Here is a 19,381-nt window from a genome sequence, read left to right on the forward strand (position 1 = left end):
AATAACGATTTTCTTGCAACCCTGCTCGCTCAATTTTGAAATGCAATTGCCCTGCTGCTCCAGTAGTCGTTCAGGGCGCGCAACAGGGCCTCGCCGGTGGGCAGGGGTGGAACGACGGCGACTCCGGCTCCGCGCCGGGTGAGAACCTCGGCGGTCAGGGGGCTCAAGGCCGCCAGCACGCAGCCGGGCGGCGGGCCGTCGGGCAAGAGATCGAGCAGGATCCCGGCCCCGCGCGGGCTGAACACCAACATGGCCGCCACCTCCGGGAGCCGCTCCAGCACCGCGTCGGGCAGGCGTTCCGCGGCCACGCTCCGATAGACCGCGACGGTATCGACCGTTCTGCCCTGGGCGGTCAACAGGTTGATCAACTCCTCCCGTCCCTCCTCGGCGCGCAGGAAAAGCAGGCGTCGCGCGTCGGGCAGTCGTTCCAGCAGTGTTTCCCCCAGTTTCCCTCCCCCTTCGGCCTGGTCCGGCACATTCACCATCCAGCCCCGCTCGTGCAGCACGTTGGCGCTTTTCTGCCCCACGGCAAAGAGCGGGGGCGGAATGATGCCGTCCGGGAGCGCGGCGCTCAAGGCGCGGGCGCCGTTGGCGCTGGTGACGAGCAGGGCATCGTAGGTGTGCAGCCGGCTCAGGGCGTCGCGCAGCGGGGCGGGATCCCCGACCGGCTGGATGGCGGTGAGCGGGGCCAGAAGGGCCTGACCGTGCCACCGTTCGATCTGCCGGGCGGTCTCCGCGGCGCCGGGTTGGGGGCGGGTGACCAGGATCAGGCGGTTGGCCAAGTGCATGGGTGGCTCCTGGATCGATGACGTGAACAGGTTGACGAAAAAATGGCCGGCGCCGCATCAAGAGAAATGCATGCAATCGCTTCGGATCTCACGTATGATAGACGATCCCTTGAATGATGCCTCTTTGGCAAGGGTGATCCTTATCATTCCCATGGCGTGGTCATGAGTCAATCGTTTCTGGATCGCATCGTTTCGTTTGCACGTTCGCGCGCGTATCTGCCCGGCCTGTTGTGGCTGCTGGCGGTGGCCGCCTCGCTGGCGTGGAATCTGCGCGTCCTGGATCTGGCCGACGACGGGAGCCATGGGCGTCACGCCGGCGAGGGCCCCATCGGCACCCGGAGCGTCGATGTCGCCACCCTGCGCACCGAATCCTGGGTGCTCCATCTGTTCGTGCTGCTGGCGGGCGCCGGGGCGCTGCACCACTTCGACCGGACGCGCCGCAAGCGCGAACGGGACGAGGAAGAGCGCCAGCAAGCCTGGTCGCGGGAGCGGGACTCCCTCAAGGATACCAACCGCAAACAATACACCCTGCTCAAGAAAATGCTGGATCAGTCCAGCAGGCTGACCCGTCAGAACGAGTACCTGGAACAACAGGGACAGGTGCGCGCGGTGATCAACCGGCTGCTGTTCGACTCGTTGGAGGCGTTGTCGTTGCGCGAGCAGCTCGATCAGGCGGTGTTGCTGATCACCTCGATTCCCTGGCTGGACAGTCCGATCGAGGCCGGGGCGATCTTTCTGTGGGACGAGGAGCGGCATGAGCTGCATCTGGCGGCGCAGCGCGGACTGCCCGAGCCGCTTCTGGAACGGTGCGCGCGCGTGCCGGATGGGTACTGTCTGTGCGGACGGGCGGCCCGGTCGCGGCAAACGGTGCATGCCACGCGTCTGGACGCCCGGCACGAAATCACCTACTACGGCATGAGCGATCACGGGGATCACTGCTTTCCGATCATCGGCGGCGAACGGCTGATCGGGGTGCTGAATCTGAAGATGGATGCCGGCTACCTCTTCACCGAGGAGAACACCAATCTGCTCAAACCGGTGGTCAACACCCTGGCGGGTCTGATCATCCGCTGTCAGCAGGAGGAGGAGCTGAGCAAGGCCAGACGGAGCGCCGAGCTGGCTACCCAGGCCAAGAGCGCCTTTCTGGCCAACATGAGCCATGAGATCCGCACGCCGATGAATGCCATCATCGGTCTGAGCCACCTCTGTTTGCAGACCGGGCTGACCGACAAGCAGCGGGATTACCTGTTCAAGGTGCACAGCGCGGCCAACTCGCTGTTGCGGTTGATCAACGACATCCTGGATTTCTCCAAGATCGAGGCGGGCCGCGTCGAAATGGAGTCGGTGGAGTTCGAACTCGAGGAGGTTCTGGATGGCGTGCTGGCGGTGATCGGGGTGAAGGCCCTGGAGCAGGATCTGGAGCTTTTGCTGGATGCCGATCCGAAGGCGCCGAGCCATCTGGTGGGAGATCCGTTCCGGTTGGGTCAGGTGTTGACCAATCTGGCCAACAACGCGGTGAAGTTCACCGAACGCGGGGAGGTGGTGATCGCCACGCGGGTGCTGGTGGAAGGGGAGAGCGACTGGTTGATGCAGTTCTCCGTGCGCGATACCGGCATCGGCCTGACCGGCGAGCAGGTGAGCCGACTTTTCCAGGAGTTCAGCCAGGCGGACAGCTCCACCACCCGCAAACATGGCGGCACCGGGTTGGGATTGGCGATCTCCAGGCGGCTGGTGGAGATGATGGGCGGCGCGATCGAGGTGAAGAGCGTTCCGGGTGAGGGGAGTTGCTTCACCTTCACGGCACGCTTCAAGCGGGCCAGCCGGGTCACGGAAGATTATCGGGCCCAGATCGGCGATCTGGCCGGACTGGCGGTTCTGGTGGTGGAGGATCATGATGCCACCCGGTCGGTATTGGCCGGTGGTCTGGAATCGTTCGGTTTCACGGTCTCCGAGGGGCGCGATGGCGCGATGGCCATGGAGGCCTTGAGCTGGGCCCGGCAGGAGGGTGAACCCTTCGCGCTGGTGCTGGTGGACCGGCTGCTCCCGGATGGCGATGGCGTGGAACTGGCCTGGGCCATCAAGAACCAGGCGCCCGAGGGGTCCGTTCCGGTGGTGCTGGTGGTGGCCGAGCAGGGGTTCGAGGTGCTCGAGTCGCGTCTCGGGGAGAGCGACGGACTGGATGGCATCCTGGAAAAACCGGTGACGCGCGGCAATCTGTTCGAGGCGGTGATGCGGGGTTTCGACCGACCCACCGAGAAGTCGCGGCACCGCTTGCGGCTGGGCGACAACGCCGTGGTGCGTCAGATCGCCGGGGCCCATCTGCTGCTGGCCGAGGACAACGAACTCAACCAACAGGTGGCCCGCGAGCTTCTGGCCCGGGTCGGGGTGGCGGTGACCGTGGTGGAGAACGGTCGTCTGGCGGTGGAACGGGCGACACGGGACCACTTCGACGGCATTCTGATGGATCTGCAAATGCCGGAGATGGATGGACTCGACGCCACCCGCGCCATCCGGCGCGAAGGGTCGTGGGCGGCGCGCATGCCGATCATCGCCATGACCGCCAATGCCATGGTGCAGGATCAGGAGGCCTGTCTGGCGGCGGGGATGAACGACCACATCGCCAAGCCGATCGATCCGGAGATCCTCTACGCGGTGCTGGCCAAGTGGATCCGCCCGGACACCTCGCGGCTGGTGGAGGAGCCGGTGGTGGTGCCGGCGACGGTCGGGCCGGACATGACGCCGCTGCCGGAGCTGCCGGGACTTGACACCGCTTCCGCCTTGCGGATCATGGGGGGAAACGCCGGGCTTTATTTGGACATTCTGGGCCGGTTTGTCCACAATCAGGGGGAGGCGTGCCGGGTGATGGCGCGGCAGGCCGATGCCGGGGCGTGGTCGGAGCTGGAACGGACCGCCCATACCCTGAAAGGGATCGCGGCCACCATCGGTGCCGCCGGGTTGAGCGGAAGCGCCCAGGCCATCGAGCATGCCGCCCGCGAAGGGGGGGAGATCGGTTCGGAGGGGGTTTCGGCGCTGTTGGAGCGGGCCGGGGTCGAACTGGAAAAGGTATTACAGACGATCCGGAACGCTTTCCCCGAACCTCCTGTCCAAGGGGAGGAGCGCGGCGAGCGGGATGGCGGGAGCGACAGGGAGGGGTTGGCGCCTTTGTTCGCCAAGGCGGAGCGGATGTTTCGCCATTTCGATTCGGATGCCGAGAAGGTGATCGAGGCGATGCGCTCCCTGGTGGGCACCGACGCGGACCGGGAGAGCCTGCGGGTGTTGAAAACGTTGTTGGATGGTTATGATTTCCAGGCCTGTCTGCGCCACCTGTGGGCGTGGGCCGAGGAGGCCGGGATCCCCTTGCGACCGGACGAGGAGTGCGGGACATGAACACGGTGAACGGCGGTACGGTCAAGGAGGGGACGATTCTGCTGGTCGATGACCAACCGGATCAGATCAAGGTGATCAAGGCGGCGCTGGATCAACACTTTTTCGTCAAGGTGGCGATTCGCGGCGAACTGGTGCTGCCCATTGCCGCCGAGGGCGGGGTGGATCTGATCCTGTTGGACATCCTGATGCCCGGCATGGACGGCTACGAGGTGTGCCGGCGGTTGAAGGAGGATCCCCGCACCGCCGAAACGCCGGTGATCTTTCTGACCTGCAAGGATACCCAGGACGACGAGACGGTCGGTTTGCGGCTTGGCGCGGTGGATTTCATCCGCAAACCCAGCAGCGCCTCGGTGGTGCTGGCCCGCTGTCGCAACACCATCTCCCATCAGCGGGCCAAGGAGGATCTGCGCCGCAAGAACGAGGAGCTGCGCCTGGCGTTGAAGGTCCGCGAGGATATGGAACGGGTGTCGCGCCACGATCTCAAGGGTCCGCTCTCCGGGATCCTGGGTCTGCCCGAGATCATGCTCCTGGATCACAACTACACGGAGAATCAGCGCAACCTGCTCAAATTGATCGAACGCAGCGGTTACATCATGCTCGACATGATCAACCGGTCGCTGGATCTCTACAAGATGGAGAACAACACCTACCAGCTCAGGTCCGAGGATTGCGATCTGGTCGAGATCTTCAAGCACGTCACCGGCGGACTGGAGAAGCTCATCCAGACCAAGCGTCTCAAGATCGTGATCACGCTGGAGGGAAGCGACCATGCCGCCGGTCCGTTTCAGGTGCGGGGCGAGCGGATGCTCTGCTATTCGGTTTTTTACAACGTGCTGCTCAACGCCATCGAGGCCTCGAACTTCAACAGCGAGATCCACATCCACCTGGCCCCGGACGGCGAGATGGGCGCCGCGCGCATCACCAACTCCGGCGAGGTGCCGGAGGCGATTCGCGAACGGTTCTTCGACAAGTACGTCACCCATGGCAAGGAGCACGGATCCGGGCTGGGGACCTATTCGGCCTGGCTGGCCATCAAGACCCAGGGTGGCCGGATGGAGCTGGACGCCAGCCAGCCGGGTCAGACCAGCGTGATCGTCACCCTGCCGCGTCCAGGGCGGTGACCCGAGCGCTTCTCATGGCTCCCGGAGAACAGGACCGCCACCCCATGTCGCGCCTCCTGATCGGGTTGTTGTTGTTGATTTCAATGCTTTCCGGCCTTGTCCAGGCCGAACCGGTGGTGATCCATCCGGATTTCGACTTCTCCCCCACGGTCAGCGCGGACGGGCGCTGGCTGGCCTATGTTTCCAACCGTTCCGGCAATCGCGACATCTGGATTCAGGAACAGACCCCCGGCAACACCGCCCTCGCCCGACAACTCACCGACCACCCCGGCGCCGACGAACAACCGAGCCTCGATCCGACCGGCGCGCGGTTGCTGTATGTCTCCCACGAACAGGATCCGCGCGGCGACATCGTGCTGATGGATCTGAAAACCAGGTCCAGGGAGCGGTTGACCGATCGCGCCTTCGGCGAACAGAGTCCGTTGTGGTTGCCGGATGGGAAGGGATTTCTCTTCACCCGTCAGGCCGCGCCGGGGAGGCCGGTGGCGGTGCTGCGGCGGATGCTCGGGGAGTCCGGGGCCACCGTGCAGGTGGAGGGGGCCTCCACCTGCACCCCAACCGTGGGGGCGTGGCTGGTCTGCTCGCGGGAGGGGCGGCTGATCGCCCTGCGCGCGGGAGGGGACGGCGCGGACCAAACCAGCCTCAAGAACCTCACCCTGGGGCCGGAGTGGGATCTGGAGCCCCGTTTTCTTGCTCCGGACCGGTTGATCTTCACCCGCGTTTCCCCGGAGGATGACAGCCGCTCGGCGGTGTGGATGGCCCGGTTCACCCCGGAGCAGGGGCTTTCGGCCTTGTATCGGCTGACCCCGGACGGGGACTCCCCGCGCCATCCCGCCGTGGTCGGTGAGGCGATCTGGTTCGGCGACGCCCGCGACGGGGAGATCCATCGACTGGAGATCCCGACCCTGCTGGCCGATTACACCGATCCCAACCGCGCGCGGGAGAAGGGATTCGCGCTGTTGGCCGCCGGCAAGAGCGGGGAGGGGATGCGGATTCTGGAGAACCTGTTTCTCAATCCCGAACGCGTCCCGGAGGCGGAACGGTTCGGGTTCGACTGGGAGTATCTCGACCTGCTGCTCGAAACCGAGGCCCTGGATCGGGCCCTGGCGGTGGTGGAGCGGTATCGAAGGGCCGGCGGGGAGTCCGGGGCGCGCGCGGCGATCCAGGGGGTGGTGGTGCCGATGTCGAGCGACTTTCCCCGACTGGGGGCGGATGAGGCGCGGGCGCGTCTGGTCCAGGGGCTCGAGGCCATCGAGGGGATCGCGCGGGGTCATCCCAAAAGCGAAGCGGTGCGGGTGGAAGCGCGCATCGCCGCCAGTCGTCTGCTGCTGCTGGGTGGGGACACGGCCATGGCGCTGGCGCGGCTGAACGGTCTGGAGAGCCTCCAGGATCGGGATGCCCGCGTGCGGGTGCTGTTGGCGCGGATTCGGGTGCTGGAGCGGGTGGGGGATGGGCCGGGACGCAAGCAGATTCTTTTGCAGGTGATCGGGCTGGTGGGCGAAAAGCACCGCTGGGGGGAGCGGGCCGTGGCGCGCCTGGTGGCGCTCGCCGAAGAGGGGGAGAAGTTCCCCCGTCAGATCGAGTCGCTGCAAGCGCTGATGCAGGCGCATCCCGGCATCGGACGGCTGGCCGTGGTGGCCTGGACCCGCATCGCCACCCTGCACCAGGAGAACGGCGACGAGGAGCGCTGCGTGGCCGCCCTCGAGGCGCTGTCGAAGTGCGACGCGCTCACCCTCCGGGAGCGGATCCGCGCCATCGGCTGGAAGGCGGAACGGCTCATCCGTCTGGAGGATTACGATCGGGCTGCCGCGGCCTATGCCGAATGGCGCGGCGTGCAGGGGATCTCCGAGGCGGAGGGCGGGCGCGCCGCTGCCCTGGAGATCCGCCAGCGGGTGCGCGCGGCGCGCAAACTGGCCGAACTGGGGGATCCGAAGGTGGCGCTCAAAAGGCTGACCGCCCTGCTGGTGGACCATCCGGAGTCGGTGGAGGCCCATCGCGTCCATATCGCCCTGCGGGTGCGCATGCAGGGCGCCGCGTCGGTGGTGGCCCATTACGAATCGTGGCTCAAGGAGGATCCCAAGTCAACGACGCGCCGTTACGCCCTGGCCCTGGCCCTGACCCATGTGGAGCCGCTCGATCACGAACGGCTGATCGGCATGCTCGAAGCGGTGGTGGACGAGGCGCCGGACGTGGCTGCCCATCACCAGACCCTGGCCTGGGTGCATGAGCAGTTCGAGCGGTCCGGCAAGGGGGAGCGCGGCCATCTGGAAAAGGCGCTGCGAGGGTATACCGCCGCGTTGCGTCTGACCGACGCGGCCACCGCACCCCAGGATGAGGCGGATCTGCTGTTGAATCTCGGCCATGTTCACCACGCCATGCGCAACCACGGCGAGGCGTTCCGCCATTGGCAGCGCTGGACGCAACGCAAGCGTCCCCTGGCCGACCCGGTGTCCCATGCACTGTTGTATCGCAAGATGGGGGAGAGCGCCTTCAAGACCGATCGCTCCCAGGAGGCGGCGCAATACTACCGACTGGCCCTGGATCTGCTTCCGGCGGATCGGACGCTGCTGCGCGTGGAGTTGACCGAACGGTTGGCCCTGGTCCAGCAGACCCTGGGAGAGCATGCACGCGCGGCCCTGGGATTCGCCAAGGCGCTCGAGATGAATCTGGCCGGGAACCGCACCGGCAATCTGGCCCTGTTGCAACGCAACATCGCCTTCAACCTCCATCAGGCCACCCGGCCCGCCTCCACCCCGGAGGAGGCTCCGGTGGATCGCGAGGCGGTGCGCGCCGCTTTGGCCGGCTATCTCCAGAGTCTGGAGTTGTTGAAAAAACATGGCAAGGAGGATCGTCCGCCGGAAAAGGGGTGGTTCAGCCTGCAACTGGCTTTGGGGGAGAACGGTTCCCAGGCGGCGTTGGGATTCGATCAGAACGGAGAGGAGAAGCTGTTGTTCGGTCTGGTGGCCACCCTGCATCAGGCCCTGGACGCGCCCGAACAGGCTCTGGCGGATCTGGAGCGCAAACGGTCGCTGTTGGCCTCGGGCGGGGTGCTCGAGGGGGGAACCCAGAAGGCCGAGCTGGCGGTGGTGCTCAACCGGCTTGGCCAGCTTCACCATCGGTTGAAGCAGTTTCAATCCGCCTGGGAGCGGACTCTGGAATCCTTGACCCTCACCGAGGCGCTGCATCTCCAGGCCGGCTCACGGGCCAACCTTTATAATCTTTCCAAGATCGCGGTGGAGCGGATCCTGGCCGGGGAGGCGCATGATCCGGGGTGGGGGATGCTGCTCGCCGACCGGCTGGCGGCCCCGGAGTGGGAACGAACCCAACCCAAGCTGGCTTTTTTCACGCTGGCCAACGTGGCGTTTCTGCTTGCCCAGCCGCTGGATGGAATGGTGCTCCCGAAAGGGGGGAGCGAGGCCGGACGGATGGCGCGCTGGCATGGCTGGCTGACGGCGCGCGGGCGCTGCGACGGCTTCTACCGTCGCGCCGAGGCGCTGTTGCATGCCGACAAGGGGTTCGGGGCGCGGGAGTTGTGGAGTCATCGGCTGCGCATCCAGTTGAATCGGCTGGTGATCGCCCAAGAGGCGGGCAAGGAGGAGGCTGCGGCGAGGCTGCGAGGCGAGATCGATACCTTGTCCACGGCGGGTCTGGCCGAGGGGGGGTGGATCGTGGCGCTGCTGGAGGCCGAGGGGAGTGCGGATTCCGAGGTCCGGAACGCCCGGCTGGATGCGGCGTTCGCGGGGGCCCTGGACTGGCCGGCTCCGCTTCATCCGCGCGGGGCGGGGCGGATCCTGGCGCCGTTTTATGAGCGGTTGATCGCCCTGAGGATCGAGCGACGGGTGGGGGAGGGGCATCTGGAGGCGGCCCTGGCCGAAGGGGAGCGGCTGGAGCGGATGCGATTGGCGCTGCTGCTCAACGATCGGTTGGGGCGGGCGTTTTTTCTCAACGGTCTGGAGCGGGAGCGGGGGGCGATCGAGGAGCTGTTGCGCGGCCTGGAGGCGGTGTCGTTGGGACGCAAGCGCGCCGCCAGCGAGGCGGCCTGGAAGGGGTGGCGAGAGGCGATCGCCGGGCTGCGCGAGCGCCATCCCGAGGCCACCGGCTGGTTGTCGCCCCGCGAGCCGGCGCGCGCGGCGTATGCCGAAACCTCGGAGCGGCGTCCGTATGTGCGGTATCTGCCCGGCGTGGCGGGGGGACACCTGTTTACGGTCACCGGTCCGGGAAAGATCCGTCATGCACGGGTGGAGGCGGACGGTCGGATACGGGACGGGGAGTTGTCGCGGTCCCTGATCGCGGGGGCCGAGTGGCTGCATGCGGCCCTGCCCGAGGGGATCGGGGGCGGGGAGATCGCCCGGCTCGTGGCCACGGTTCCCATGGCGCGGGTGAGCGGGTTGGAGGATCTTGTCGTTGGCGATCCCCGGCGTGGGGTGTGGAGCGGACGGCTGGCCACGAGTGGCCCCCTGGGGATGGCGTTCGACCCCTCTCCGGATGTGCCGCCCCGGCGGGTGGCGCCCCTGGTGCACGGCGCGGAGCCGGAGCCGTCGAACGTGTTGATTCAATCCAACGTTTTCATGAGCCTGCTGCCGGTCACCTCCCTGGCCCTGCCGGTGCCGGGGAAGGATGGGGATCGGATCCGGCTCTCCCTTGCCGATCTCCGGCTTGCCGAGGGGCATGGGGCGTTGCTGGTGACCGGTTCGTCGTTGGCGGATGGGAGCGAGAGGGTGTTGCTCGAGGCAGCCCTGCGGCGCGCCGGCTTTGCCCATGGGATTCTGGTGGATGCGGGGGAGAAGCCGGAGCTGGTGGAGCGGGTGTGGCGGGATTATCTGGTTCATCTGGCGCGCATGCCGGCCCTGTTGGCCCTGGAGACGGCCTGGAAGGGGAGCGGGGAGAAACGGGCCAATCCGTTTCGGTTTTCCGGCCACGCCGGTTGGGATGGGGAGGGGGCTCGGGAGCGGTTCGAGGCCGAGGTGGCCGAGTCGGGACGTTTGCGGGAAGAGGGAAAACCGGAGGCGGCGGTCGGGCGCGTCGAGAACGCCCTGGCCTTGGCCAGACGGGCCGGACGGGAGGGAGAGATCGGGATGTTGACGGGCCGGGCGGTGGCGCTTTGGTCCGGGTTGGGGGAGGATGGGCGCGCGGCTGAGGTGCAGGGGTGGTGGCTGGAGCGTTTGAAGGCGGCGGGAACCCGCGGGGATCCCCTGGCCCATGCCCATCATGTTCTCGGGGTGTTGCTGGCGCGGCAGGAGCGGTACGAGGCGGCGATGCCCCATCTGGACGAGGCGATGCGTCTTTGGGAGCAACACGGGGAGGGTGTGCGACCGGGCGCCCTGGCCTCCGGCGAGGTGGCGCGCGGGGTGGTGGCAGAGAATCGCGGTCTGGCGGGCGAGGCTCTGCACCGTTTCGAGCTGGCGTTGGAGCTGGATGGCAAGCGTCGGGATCGGGCGGCCATGGCCGAACATCATTCCAGGCTCGGACGCATCCATTTGCACCGTTTGTACCGTCCGGCGTCCGCGCTTCAGGCTTTCGGGCAGGCGGTGGGGTTGTACGAGGCGCTTGGGGATCGGATCGGGGAGGGGCGGGCGAGGCTGGAGATCGTGTTGGCCCGGATCGGCATGGGGGAGCTGGAGGAGGCTGGGCGGGAGTTGGAGATCGCGCGTCGGCTGGTCGAGGCAAGCCGGGATGGGGCGTTGGGCGCCGAGGTGGCGTTGCGCGAGGCCAACATCGCCTGGTATCGCGGCGCGTACCAGACGGCGTTGCAGGCTTTGGAGCGGGTCGAGCCGTGGGTGGAGAAGCATCGGGATCCCCGCTTGACCATCCAGTTGGCCAACAGTCGCGGTTTGATCTATTGGAGTCTCAACGAGCCGGAGCTGGCGGCGCGTCATCTGGACGCGGCCATCGATCTGTCCCAAAAGCGCAATTTGACCGGCGAGCTGGCCGCCTCCCTGAACAACCGGGGTCTGATCGAGCGGCAGAGCGGCGATACGGCGGCGGCGCTGGCGTCGTTCCAGCGGGCTCTGGCCCTGGACGAGGCGCGGCACGACAAGCATCACATGGGCAATTCGTTGCGCAACATCGGCATCACCCAGTTGAAAGCAAGGCAGCTCCCGGAGGCCGAGGCCACGTTGCGCCGTGCCGAGGCATTGGCACGAGAGACCGGGGATCGGATCCTGTTGGCCAAGGGGTGGTTGGCGTTGGCCCAGCTTGGGCGGGTTCAGGGACATGCCAGGGAGGCGCTCGAGGGGTTCGAGCGCACGGCGGACCTGTCGAATTCGATTGGGCTTGCCGAGGTGCGTTGGCGGGCGTTGACCGGTGCCGCCGGGGCGTTGCGGAGTCTGGGTCGGGACGGAGAGGCACTCGACCGGCATGCCGAGGCGATACGGGTGGTCGAGGGGTTGCGTGCGCCGCTGGAGATCGACACGTTGCGGCATGGCTTTCTGGAGGACAAGCAGGAGCTGTATCGGGATATGATCGTCCTGTTGGCCGATCGCGGTCGGGAGCGAGAGGCGTTCGATCTCTTGGAGCGTTCCCGTTCCGGGGATTTCCAGGATCTGTTGGCATCCGGCAGTGCGATCGAGGTGCATCCCGAGGATGAGGCCCGTTTGAGGCATGTCAATGCCATGTTCGCGGAGGTTGAGTCGCGGGCGCGGGCGTTGGCGGCTCTCAAGGGGACGGAGGCGAAGCTGTGGGCCGACTATCGGGCCAGGCGTGCCGAGGCCGAGGAGGCGTTGGTGAGCTTGAGGGTGCGGAGTCCCGGTCTGGCGGCGCGGGTGGCGGTGGCGCCGGTCACGTTGGAGCGGTTGGAGCGTGTATTGCCTGCTGGGGTGGGGGTGGCGAGTTATTTCGTGACCGAGAAGGAGCTGTTCATTTGGTTTTCGCGCGCTTCGGGAACCCGTTTCAAGCGTGTCCCGGTGAGCGAGGCGCGATTGGAGGAGACGCTGCGCGTCTATCGGGACGCCATGCAGAATCAGGCGCGGGTGGATGGCGTGCTCACCCGTTTGCATGGTTGGTTGATCGAGCCGTTGGCCGAGGATCTGGAGGGGGTGACCCATCTGGGGATCATTCCGCACCGGTCGTTGCATGTTTTGGCGTTTGCCGCCCTGCGTGCTCCGGAGGGGTGGTTGATCGATCGTTTTCCGATCTTTCACGAGCCTTCCGCCGCGTTGCTGGAGCGTGCCTTGAGCAGGCCGATGGATCAGAAGGTCGGCAATGGGCGGGTATTGGCCGTTGGCAATCCGGATCTGGGGGATGCGGATTTCGATCTGGCCATGGCTGAGTTCGAGGCCGAGAGTGTGCGTGGCCATTTCACCGAGGGGGATCTGCTCAAGGGCAAGAAGGCCACCAAGGGGTGGATTCTGGAGCACATTGGCGACTATTCGGTGATTCACATTGCCGCGCACGGGGATTTTCAGAACATCAACCCGCTTTTTTCCTCGCTTTGGCTGGCGAGCGGCGACAAGCCTGGCCATGGGAAGCGTGAGCGTGGGGTGGTGCCTTCGGAGGCGGGGCGGTTGAGTGCGCGTGAGGTGGCGGGTTTGCCGATTCGGGCGGAGTTGGTGACCTTGAGTGCCTGTCAGACCGGGTTGGGGCAGTTGCGTGGCAGTGAGTTGTTGGGATTGAACCGGGCATTTTTGTATGCCGGCACGCGGTCTGTGCTTTCGTCGTTGTGGCGGGTGGATGATTTGGCCACGGCTTTGCTAATGAAGCACTTTTATCGTTATCATGGACGGATGGGCAAGGCGGAGGCGTTGCGGCAGGCCCAGTTGCTGGTGCGGCAGGCGCACGCCCATCCGGCCAATTGGGCGGGATTTGCGTTGGTGGGGGAGTATCGGTGAGGGGTGGTGGATGGGGTGATTGAACAACATTCGTCCGGGGTCCGGGGACCGGCTCGTTCCCCGGTGGAGGCCGGAGGCAGAGCCTCCGGGACGTTGACTTTGTGACGTTGATTCTGTGACGTTGACTTTGTGATTTCCTGTTGGCTTTCAATTTCGTTTCTGTAGGTGTTTCTGTTTCTTCGTTTTGACTTTGCTTTTCAGGCGCGTCTTTGAAGAAACAGTTCTTTCACGGTTTTTGTGAAAAAAATTTCGCGCCAGACCGTTGCCCGCCACCCCCTCCCGGTCCGACTCCATGAATCCATCCAACCTGAAACGACACATTCTCATTCTCGCCCTGGCCCAGGGATTGCTGACCCTCAACAATGTCACCCTGATCGCCATCAACGGCCTGGCCGGACTGCTCCTTGCCCCCAATCCCGGCTGGGCCACCCTGCCTGTGGCCGCGTTCGTGGCCGGGGCCGCGCTGGCCACCCTGCCGGCATCTTTTTATATGCTGCGCCATGGCCGTCAGAAGGGATTCCGCCTCGGCGCCCTTCTCGGCCTGCTCGGTGGCCTGCTCGCCACACTCGGCGTGATGGAACAAACCTTCACGCTGATCTGCCTGGGAAGTCTGCTCTCCGGATTCCATAACGCCTTCGGCCAACAGTACCGCTTCGCCGCCGCCGATGTCGCTCCGGAAGCGTGGAAAAGCCGCGCCATCTCCTGGACACTCGCCGGCGGCATCCTTGGCGGCGTGCTTGGCCCGGAATTGAGCAAAATCACTCGCGACCTGATCACACCTCTGTTCGCCGCCTCCTACGGCTCGCTGAGCCTGTTCACCCTGCTGGCCTGGTGGGTGCTTGGTCGGCTGGATCTGCCCCCCCTTCACGAAGATCACTTCGCCACCCCGGGACGCCCAATCTGGCAAATCATCACCCAGCCGGTCTATCTGGTGGCGGTGCTCGCCTCGACCACCGGCTATGGGGTGATGAACCTCCTGATGGCCGCCACGCCCTTGGTGATGCAAGCCTGCTCCCTGCCGTTCGGCGACGCTGCGTTCGTGCTCGAATGGCATGTGCTCGGCATGTTCGTGCCGTCGTTCTTCACCGGCTCCCTGATCCACCGTTTCGGCGTGCCGCGCGTGTTGCTGGCCGGCGTGCTGCTTTTGTTCGGCTGCGGGGCCATCGCACTCTCCGGCCAGTCGCTGGCCCACTTCTGGTGGGCCCTGTTGTTGCTGGGGATCGGCTGGAATTTTCTCTACATCGGCGGCACAACCCTCCTGACCACCACCTACCGCCCCGAAGAGAAGGCCCATGCCCAGGGATTCCATGATCTGATGATTTTCGGCGTCCAAACCGTGACCGCCCTCTCCTCCGGCATGATTGCCACCTCCAGCGGTTGGGATGGTCTGAATCGCGATGCCCTGCCAGCCATCACGCTCACCGCCCTGGCCGTTTTCTGGTTGATGATCCGTGGTCCGAGAGCGGAGAATCCCAGGTCCTAAACCTAAACCGCACCCATCACGGGATGCGTCGTTCCATGATCAAGGGGTCAGGAGGATGATCCCCCTGGTGGGATCCAAGGGCACAGCCCCTGGGACGTTGCTTTTGACTTGAGCGCGCTCTTCTCAAAGAAGCATTGTTCGCGTCTTTTGCGAAAAATGCGCCGCGCGCAGCCTTCGCGAGCTTCGTTTCCGTTTGTTGGAAACGAAGCTCGTATTTTGCACTGTGGCCTTGCGGGAAACGACGCATCTCAAAATAGACGCGGTTTAAATCAGGCACTGCCTGGAACATGCGGTTTTCATTGTTGAAAAACAAAGAGAGCGTCCGGGAGATTCCTCTCCCAGTATTTTGATTCTGATACGTTTTTTACAAAAAAGCCTTTCTCGCCTTTTTTACCGTGGAACTCCCGTAAGGGAGGTCCACGGTTGGGGAGTGAGGGGGTTCTCCTCCCATCATGCAAGTTTGTAAGTAACCATTCAAGCCCCCTGCATTTGGAGCAGTCTGTTTCAAGGCAGGGCAGCAGGGCAAGGCGAAGGTGAGTCGTTTTGCCAAAACCGCAAAACGACTCACCTTCCAAGGCGGCGCGCAGCGTTTTTTCGCAAAGAACGCGAAAAAACGCTTTTTTTGAAGAGCGCCCTAAAAAGCATAAAGTCAAAAGCACAAAGTCAAAAGCCAAACCTCGGAGGTGCCGCCTTCGAACCTCCGCCGGGGACCTTGCGGTCCCCTGTCCTCTGCAACAGTGGGGGTCCTGAATGGGTGCCGAAAAACGACGCATTCCAAAACAGATGCGGTTCAGAGCCGGAAAAAGTGGTGGCGAGCCCCCCGGCAGAGCATGTATGATATCCAGACATGACGGTAGTCGCTCTTACCGTGGAACGCCCGCAAGGGAGGGGCCACGTCGGGGTAAGGGGGCTCTCCCCCCATCATGCTCGTTTGTCACTCTTCCACCGGGACCCCTGAATCATGGCCTGTGACCAGATCTTCATCCGTGACCTGCTGGTGCGCTGCATCATCGGCATCCAGGAGTGGGAACGCCACACCTTGCAGGATGTGGTGATCCAACTGGAGTTGACCACCGACACCGCCCGCGCCGGCGTGAGCGACAACATCGACGATGCGGTTGATTATAAAAAATTGACGAAGAATATCATCGATCATGCCGAGGGTTCGGCCTGCTGGTTGGTGGAGGCGCTGGCCGAACAGATCGCCGCCATCTGCCTGGAACATCCACGGGTCGAGGCGGCACGGGTGAGCGTCGAAAAACCAGGCGCGTTGCGCTTCGCGCGTACGGTCGGAGTGACCATCCTGCGTCGTCGCACCCCGGCGTGAACAGCCCGGTGCTGATTGCCTTTGGCGCCAACATCGCCCCAGAGGAGAATCTGGCCGCCGGGATCGCCCGGTTGCACGCGACGGTCAGGGTGCGCGCCATCTCCACGGTTTACCGCACTCCGGCCCTGGTCGATGCCAATACCCCGATTCATGCGCCACTCCCCGATTTTCTCAACGGCGCGCTCTGCATCGAGGGTGGCTGTGAACCCCTTGGATTGCGGGAACTGCTGAAAAAAATCGAACGCGAACAGGGACGACAACCCGGTCAACCCGGCTGGGCACCGCGCCCGCTGGATTTCGACATCGCCCTGATGGGCGAGGGCCGTTTCGACCAGGAGGGGTTGACCATTCCGGACCCGGACATCCCCAAACGGGATTTTCTGGCCGTGCCCCTGGCGGAATTGGCACCGGAGCTGATCCATCCGCTGTTGGGTGAACCCATGGTTCAGGTTGCGGCCCGATTTTTGGGCCACACCGCATCCATGCGCCCGGATCCGACCGCGACCGCCCGGCTGCGGGCCATTATCTCAGGGCAATTGCATTTCAAAATTGAGCGAGCAGGGTTGCAAGAAAATCGTTATTCCAACCAGCGCGCTTGAGCTTGACGCGCATTGAGCCTTTGGATGTCTCCTTGCGCACGATGTTCATGGCCATATGCCGCAAGACAGCGAGATTTTTGGGGCTGTTGTCCTTGCGGGAACGGTTCTGATCTTCATTGAAGACCACATCCAATACCCAATGCAGGCCATTTTCGATATCCCAATGGGCCCGCACCACCTGTTCGAAACGCTCTGTCGAAAGTGGAGTGCTGAGTAAGTAATATGCCGTCTCAGTGGTGGTTTTGGTCGCTGTTTCACGAACCCGTTCGACCTTGCCGATGGCTGTGAGACCCGGCCAAGCATGATTTTTCTGAAGCCATCCGATATCCGTCGATATCATTGCGGTACGGATTTCTATACGACCGTGGTCCCCATCAGTCACAGAGAGTGGAACGCAACCATTTTCCGGGTCATTCAGGAACAGTCGGACATCATCATGAAGAGTGCCTTGATTGCCTTTGAGAGCAAACAGATAATCGCCTCCTTGATCAACGATCTGCTGTGCGATGGATCTCTGGCAATTGAGTGCATCCACGGTCACGATTGTTCCTTTGAGCGTCAGCAATTCTAGCAATTTTGGAACCGCAGTGATCTCGTTTGATTTGGCGTCCGTCGCCACCTGAGCCAATACCAATCGTTGCTCATGCCCCCAGGCGCTGACCATGTGAAGAGGAGACTGGCCAGTCGCCGTATCAAAGGAATGACGCAGTGTCTTGCCATCGATGGCGATGACACCTTTGCACGCTTCCGCGAAGCGGGCCATAAAGGTCAGAAAACATGCTTGAAAACGTTCTGGATTGAGTAATCGGAATACCCGGCTGAATGTATCATGGCTGGGAATGCCGTGTTCCAATCTCAAGAACTCCCGAAAGAAATCCACTTTGGCGATACCACACTCGGCCATGTCCACAGCCGTCTGGCCGCCACACAGGACCGTACACAAGGCAATCACCAGGATCTCAAGCAAATCATGTTGTCCAGCATTACCGGTTCGTGGATCATCCAAACCATCGAAACACTTCGCAAATTCATCCATGAGATCCTCCTCTGCCACTCGATAATTATCGAAAGTAACAGAGTGGATTACCTCGGACCACTTGGCAAGTTTTCACCTGCATGTCAAGTGAATTTCAAATGCGATTGCCCTGGCCATTATCTCCTTGTGACCCGCTCGGGATTCCGGTATAGATAACGGTAGACAAAACGGCCCTGATTCATTCCTCCCGCATCACGATTCATGGAGAGAGCATTCCGATGTCCAATCTTTTCGAAGGGGTCTTCACGGCCCTGATCACCCCGTTCAAGAACAACCAGATCGATGGCGAGGCGTTTCGAGCTCTGATCGAATTCCAGATCGCCAACGGCGTCCATGGCATCGTGCCGTGCGGCACCACCGGCGAATCGGCCACCCTCTCCCACGAGGAGCACCGCGAGGTGATCCGACTGGCGATCCTGGCCGCCGCCGGTCGGGTGAAGGTGATCGCCGGCGCGGGCTCCAACTCCACCAGCGAATCCATCGAACTGGCCCGCCATGCCCAGCAGGCCGGCGCGGACGGCGCCCTGCTCATCACCCCGTATTACAACAAGCCGGGGCAGGAAGGGCTCTATCAGCACTATCGCGCCATCGCCGAAAGCGTCCAAATCCCGCTGGTGCTCTACAACGTGCCGGGACGCACCGGTGTGGATCTTTTGCCGGCCACGGTGGCCCGTCTGGCCAACATGGGTTCGATCGTCGGTTTGAAAGAGGCGACCGGCGGCATGGAACGCGCCTCGACCATCCGGCGCATGTGCGGCAATGCCATCACCCTCTTTTCCGGTGACGACGCCACTTTTCTGCCCTTCCTGTCGATCGGTGGCAAGGGGGTGATCTCGGTCACCTCGAACGTCGCGCCGGCGCAGATGGTGGCCATCTGGAACGCCTGGCAGGCCGGCGATGCCGCCAAGGCGCTGGAGGCCCACGAGTTTCTGCTCGACCTCAACCAGAAGCTCTTCTGCGAGACCAATCCGATTCCGGTCAAGGCCGCGGCGGCCATGCTCGGCCTGTGCGAACCGGAGATCCGTCTGCCGTTGACCTGGCTGGCCGAGAACAATCAGGCGATCGTGCGCGCCACGCTGGTCAAGATGGGGTTGCTGGCGGCGTAGGTGGTCGTTTTCCGCGCGGCGTATCGACGCCAGCGGCGGACCTGGTTCCGGATTGGTTGCGCCAACAAACCCCCCGATCCATCCGGAACCCTTGCCTTGAAACTGGCCGCCTGGGCGGTCCCTTCGGAATACCATGGGCATCAAACTGATCAGCGAGAACCGCAAGGGGCGGTTCAATTACGAAATTCTGGAGAGCTTCGAGGCGGGCGTGGCGCTCACCGGGACCGAGGTCAAATCCCTGCGGGCCGGCAAGATCAATCTCAACGACTCCTTCGCCGTGATCCAACGCGGGGAGTTGACCTGGCTCAACGCCAACATCTCCGCCTACACCCACGGAAATATCCACAACCACGATCCCATGCGTACCCGCACGCTGCTGGTGCATCGGCATGAGATCCAGCGATTGATCGGCGTGACCAAGGAGAAGGGGCTGACCCTGATACCACTCAAGGCCTACTGGAAGGATGGTCGGGTGAAGCTCGAAATCGGCGTGGGGCGCGGCAAAAAGCTCTACGACAAGCGCCAAACCGTGCGCGAACGCGAATGGGCGCGCGAAAAAGGGCGCATCATGAAGGGGGAGTGAGCGAACGCTGCCCCCAGATGGTCGGTGAAGCGGACTTTACCGCCAGCAGGTATGGGTCCGACTGGTTGAGATCATCGGACCCATGCCAACTGGCCCCGGATCGTCGTGGATCCAGGTCATGACTG

Annotated in this window: 11 protein-coding genes; 8 read left to right on the forward strand and 3 right to left on the reverse strand. The window is 63.8% G+C overall.

Annotated elements, in window-relative coordinates:
- Nucleotides 1-29: 29 nt before the first annotated feature.
- The gene (locus ACV4UY_RS10805) at nucleotides 30-788 is read right to left on the reverse strand and encodes a uroporphyrinogen-III synthase (protein WP_491607603.1); all 759 of its coding nucleotides are present in this window, start codon (nucleotides 786-788) and stop codon (nucleotides 30-32) included.
- Between the two features lie 162 nt (nucleotides 789-950).
- Here ACV4UY_RS10805 and ACV4UY_RS10810 point away from each other — a divergent pair, with 162 nt between their 5' ends.
- The 4 genes from ACV4UY_RS10810 (at nucleotide 951) to ACV4UY_RS10825 (ending at nucleotide 14,605) form a co-directional block, all read left to right on the forward strand.
- Nucleotides 951-4,175 carry a response regulator gene (locus ACV4UY_RS10810; RefSeq protein ID WP_491607604.1) on the forward strand — a complete coding sequence of 1,075 codons (3,225 nt, stop codon included), beginning with the start codon at nucleotides 951-953 and terminating at the stop codon, nucleotides 4,173-4,175.
- Complete coding sequence (locus ACV4UY_RS10815) at nucleotides 4,172-5,296, forward strand: hybrid sensor histidine kinase/response regulator (protein ID WP_491607605.1); 1,125 nt, start codon at nucleotides 4,172-4,174, stop codon at nucleotides 5,294-5,296. Before ACV4UY_RS10810 ends, ACV4UY_RS10815 begins: the two co-directional genes overlap by 4 nt.
- A gap of 44 nt (nucleotides 5,297-5,340) precedes the next feature.
- Nucleotides 5,341-13,122, forward strand: a complete 7,782-nt coding sequence (locus ACV4UY_RS10820) for a CHAT domain-containing protein (RefSeq protein WP_491607606.1) — start codon at nucleotides 5,341-5,343, stop codon at nucleotides 13,120-13,122.
- Nucleotides 13,123-13,414: 292 nt separating this feature from the next.
- Nucleotides 13,415-14,605, forward strand: coding sequence for an MFS transporter (locus ACV4UY_RS10825; RefSeq protein WP_491607607.1), 1,191 nt, complete (start codon nucleotides 13,415-13,417; stop codon nucleotides 14,603-14,605).
- A 16-nt stretch (nucleotides 14,606-14,621) separates the two neighbouring features.
- Here ACV4UY_RS10825 and ACV4UY_RS10830 read toward each other — a convergent pair whose 3' ends face one another.
- Nucleotides 14,622-14,894 (reverse strand): hypothetical protein, encoded by a 273-nt coding sequence (locus tag ACV4UY_RS10830; protein ID WP_491607608.1) that lies wholly within the window; start codon nucleotides 14,892-14,894, stop codon nucleotides 14,622-14,624.
- 672 nt (nucleotides 14,895-15,566) lie between these two features.
- Here ACV4UY_RS10830 and folB point away from each other — a divergent pair.
- Nucleotides 15,567-15,932 (forward strand): dihydroneopterin aldolase, encoded by a 366-nt coding sequence (folB, locus tag ACV4UY_RS10835; protein WP_491607609.1) that lies wholly within the window; start codon nucleotides 15,567-15,569, stop codon nucleotides 15,930-15,932.
- Nucleotides 15,929-16,531, forward strand: a complete 603-nt coding sequence (folK, locus tag ACV4UY_RS10840) for a 2-amino-4-hydroxy-6-hydroxymethyldihydropteridine diphosphokinase (protein WP_491607610.1) — start codon at nucleotides 15,929-15,931, stop codon at nucleotides 16,529-16,531. The genes folB and folK overlap by 4 nt, the downstream gene beginning before the upstream one ends.
- Here the strand turns inward: folK and ACV4UY_RS10845 are convergent.
- Nucleotides 16,476-17,567 carry an ISAs1 family transposase gene (locus tag ACV4UY_RS10845; RefSeq protein WP_491607611.1) on the reverse strand — a complete coding sequence of 364 codons (1,092 nt, stop codon included), beginning with the start codon at nucleotides 17,565-17,567 and terminating at the stop codon, nucleotides 16,476-16,478. The genes folK and ACV4UY_RS10845 overlap by 56 nt on opposite strands.
- Before the next feature lie 218 nt (nucleotides 17,568-17,785).
- Between ACV4UY_RS10845 and dapA the strand changes: the two genes are divergently transcribed.
- Nucleotides 17,786-18,673, forward strand: a complete 888-nt coding sequence (gene dapA / locus ACV4UY_RS10850; RefSeq protein WP_491607612.1) for a 4-hydroxy-tetrahydrodipicolinate synthase — start codon at nucleotides 17,786-17,788, stop codon at nucleotides 18,671-18,673.
- Between the two features lie 133 nt (nucleotides 18,674-18,806).
- A complete protein-coding gene (smpB, locus tag ACV4UY_RS10855; RefSeq protein ID WP_491607613.1) occupies nucleotides 18,807-19,256 on the forward strand; it encodes an SsrA-binding protein SmpB in 450 nt (149 codons plus the stop codon).
- Nucleotides 19,257-19,381: the final 125 nt, after the last annotated feature.

This window comes from Candidatus Magnetaquiglobus sp. (assembly GCF_058402785.1).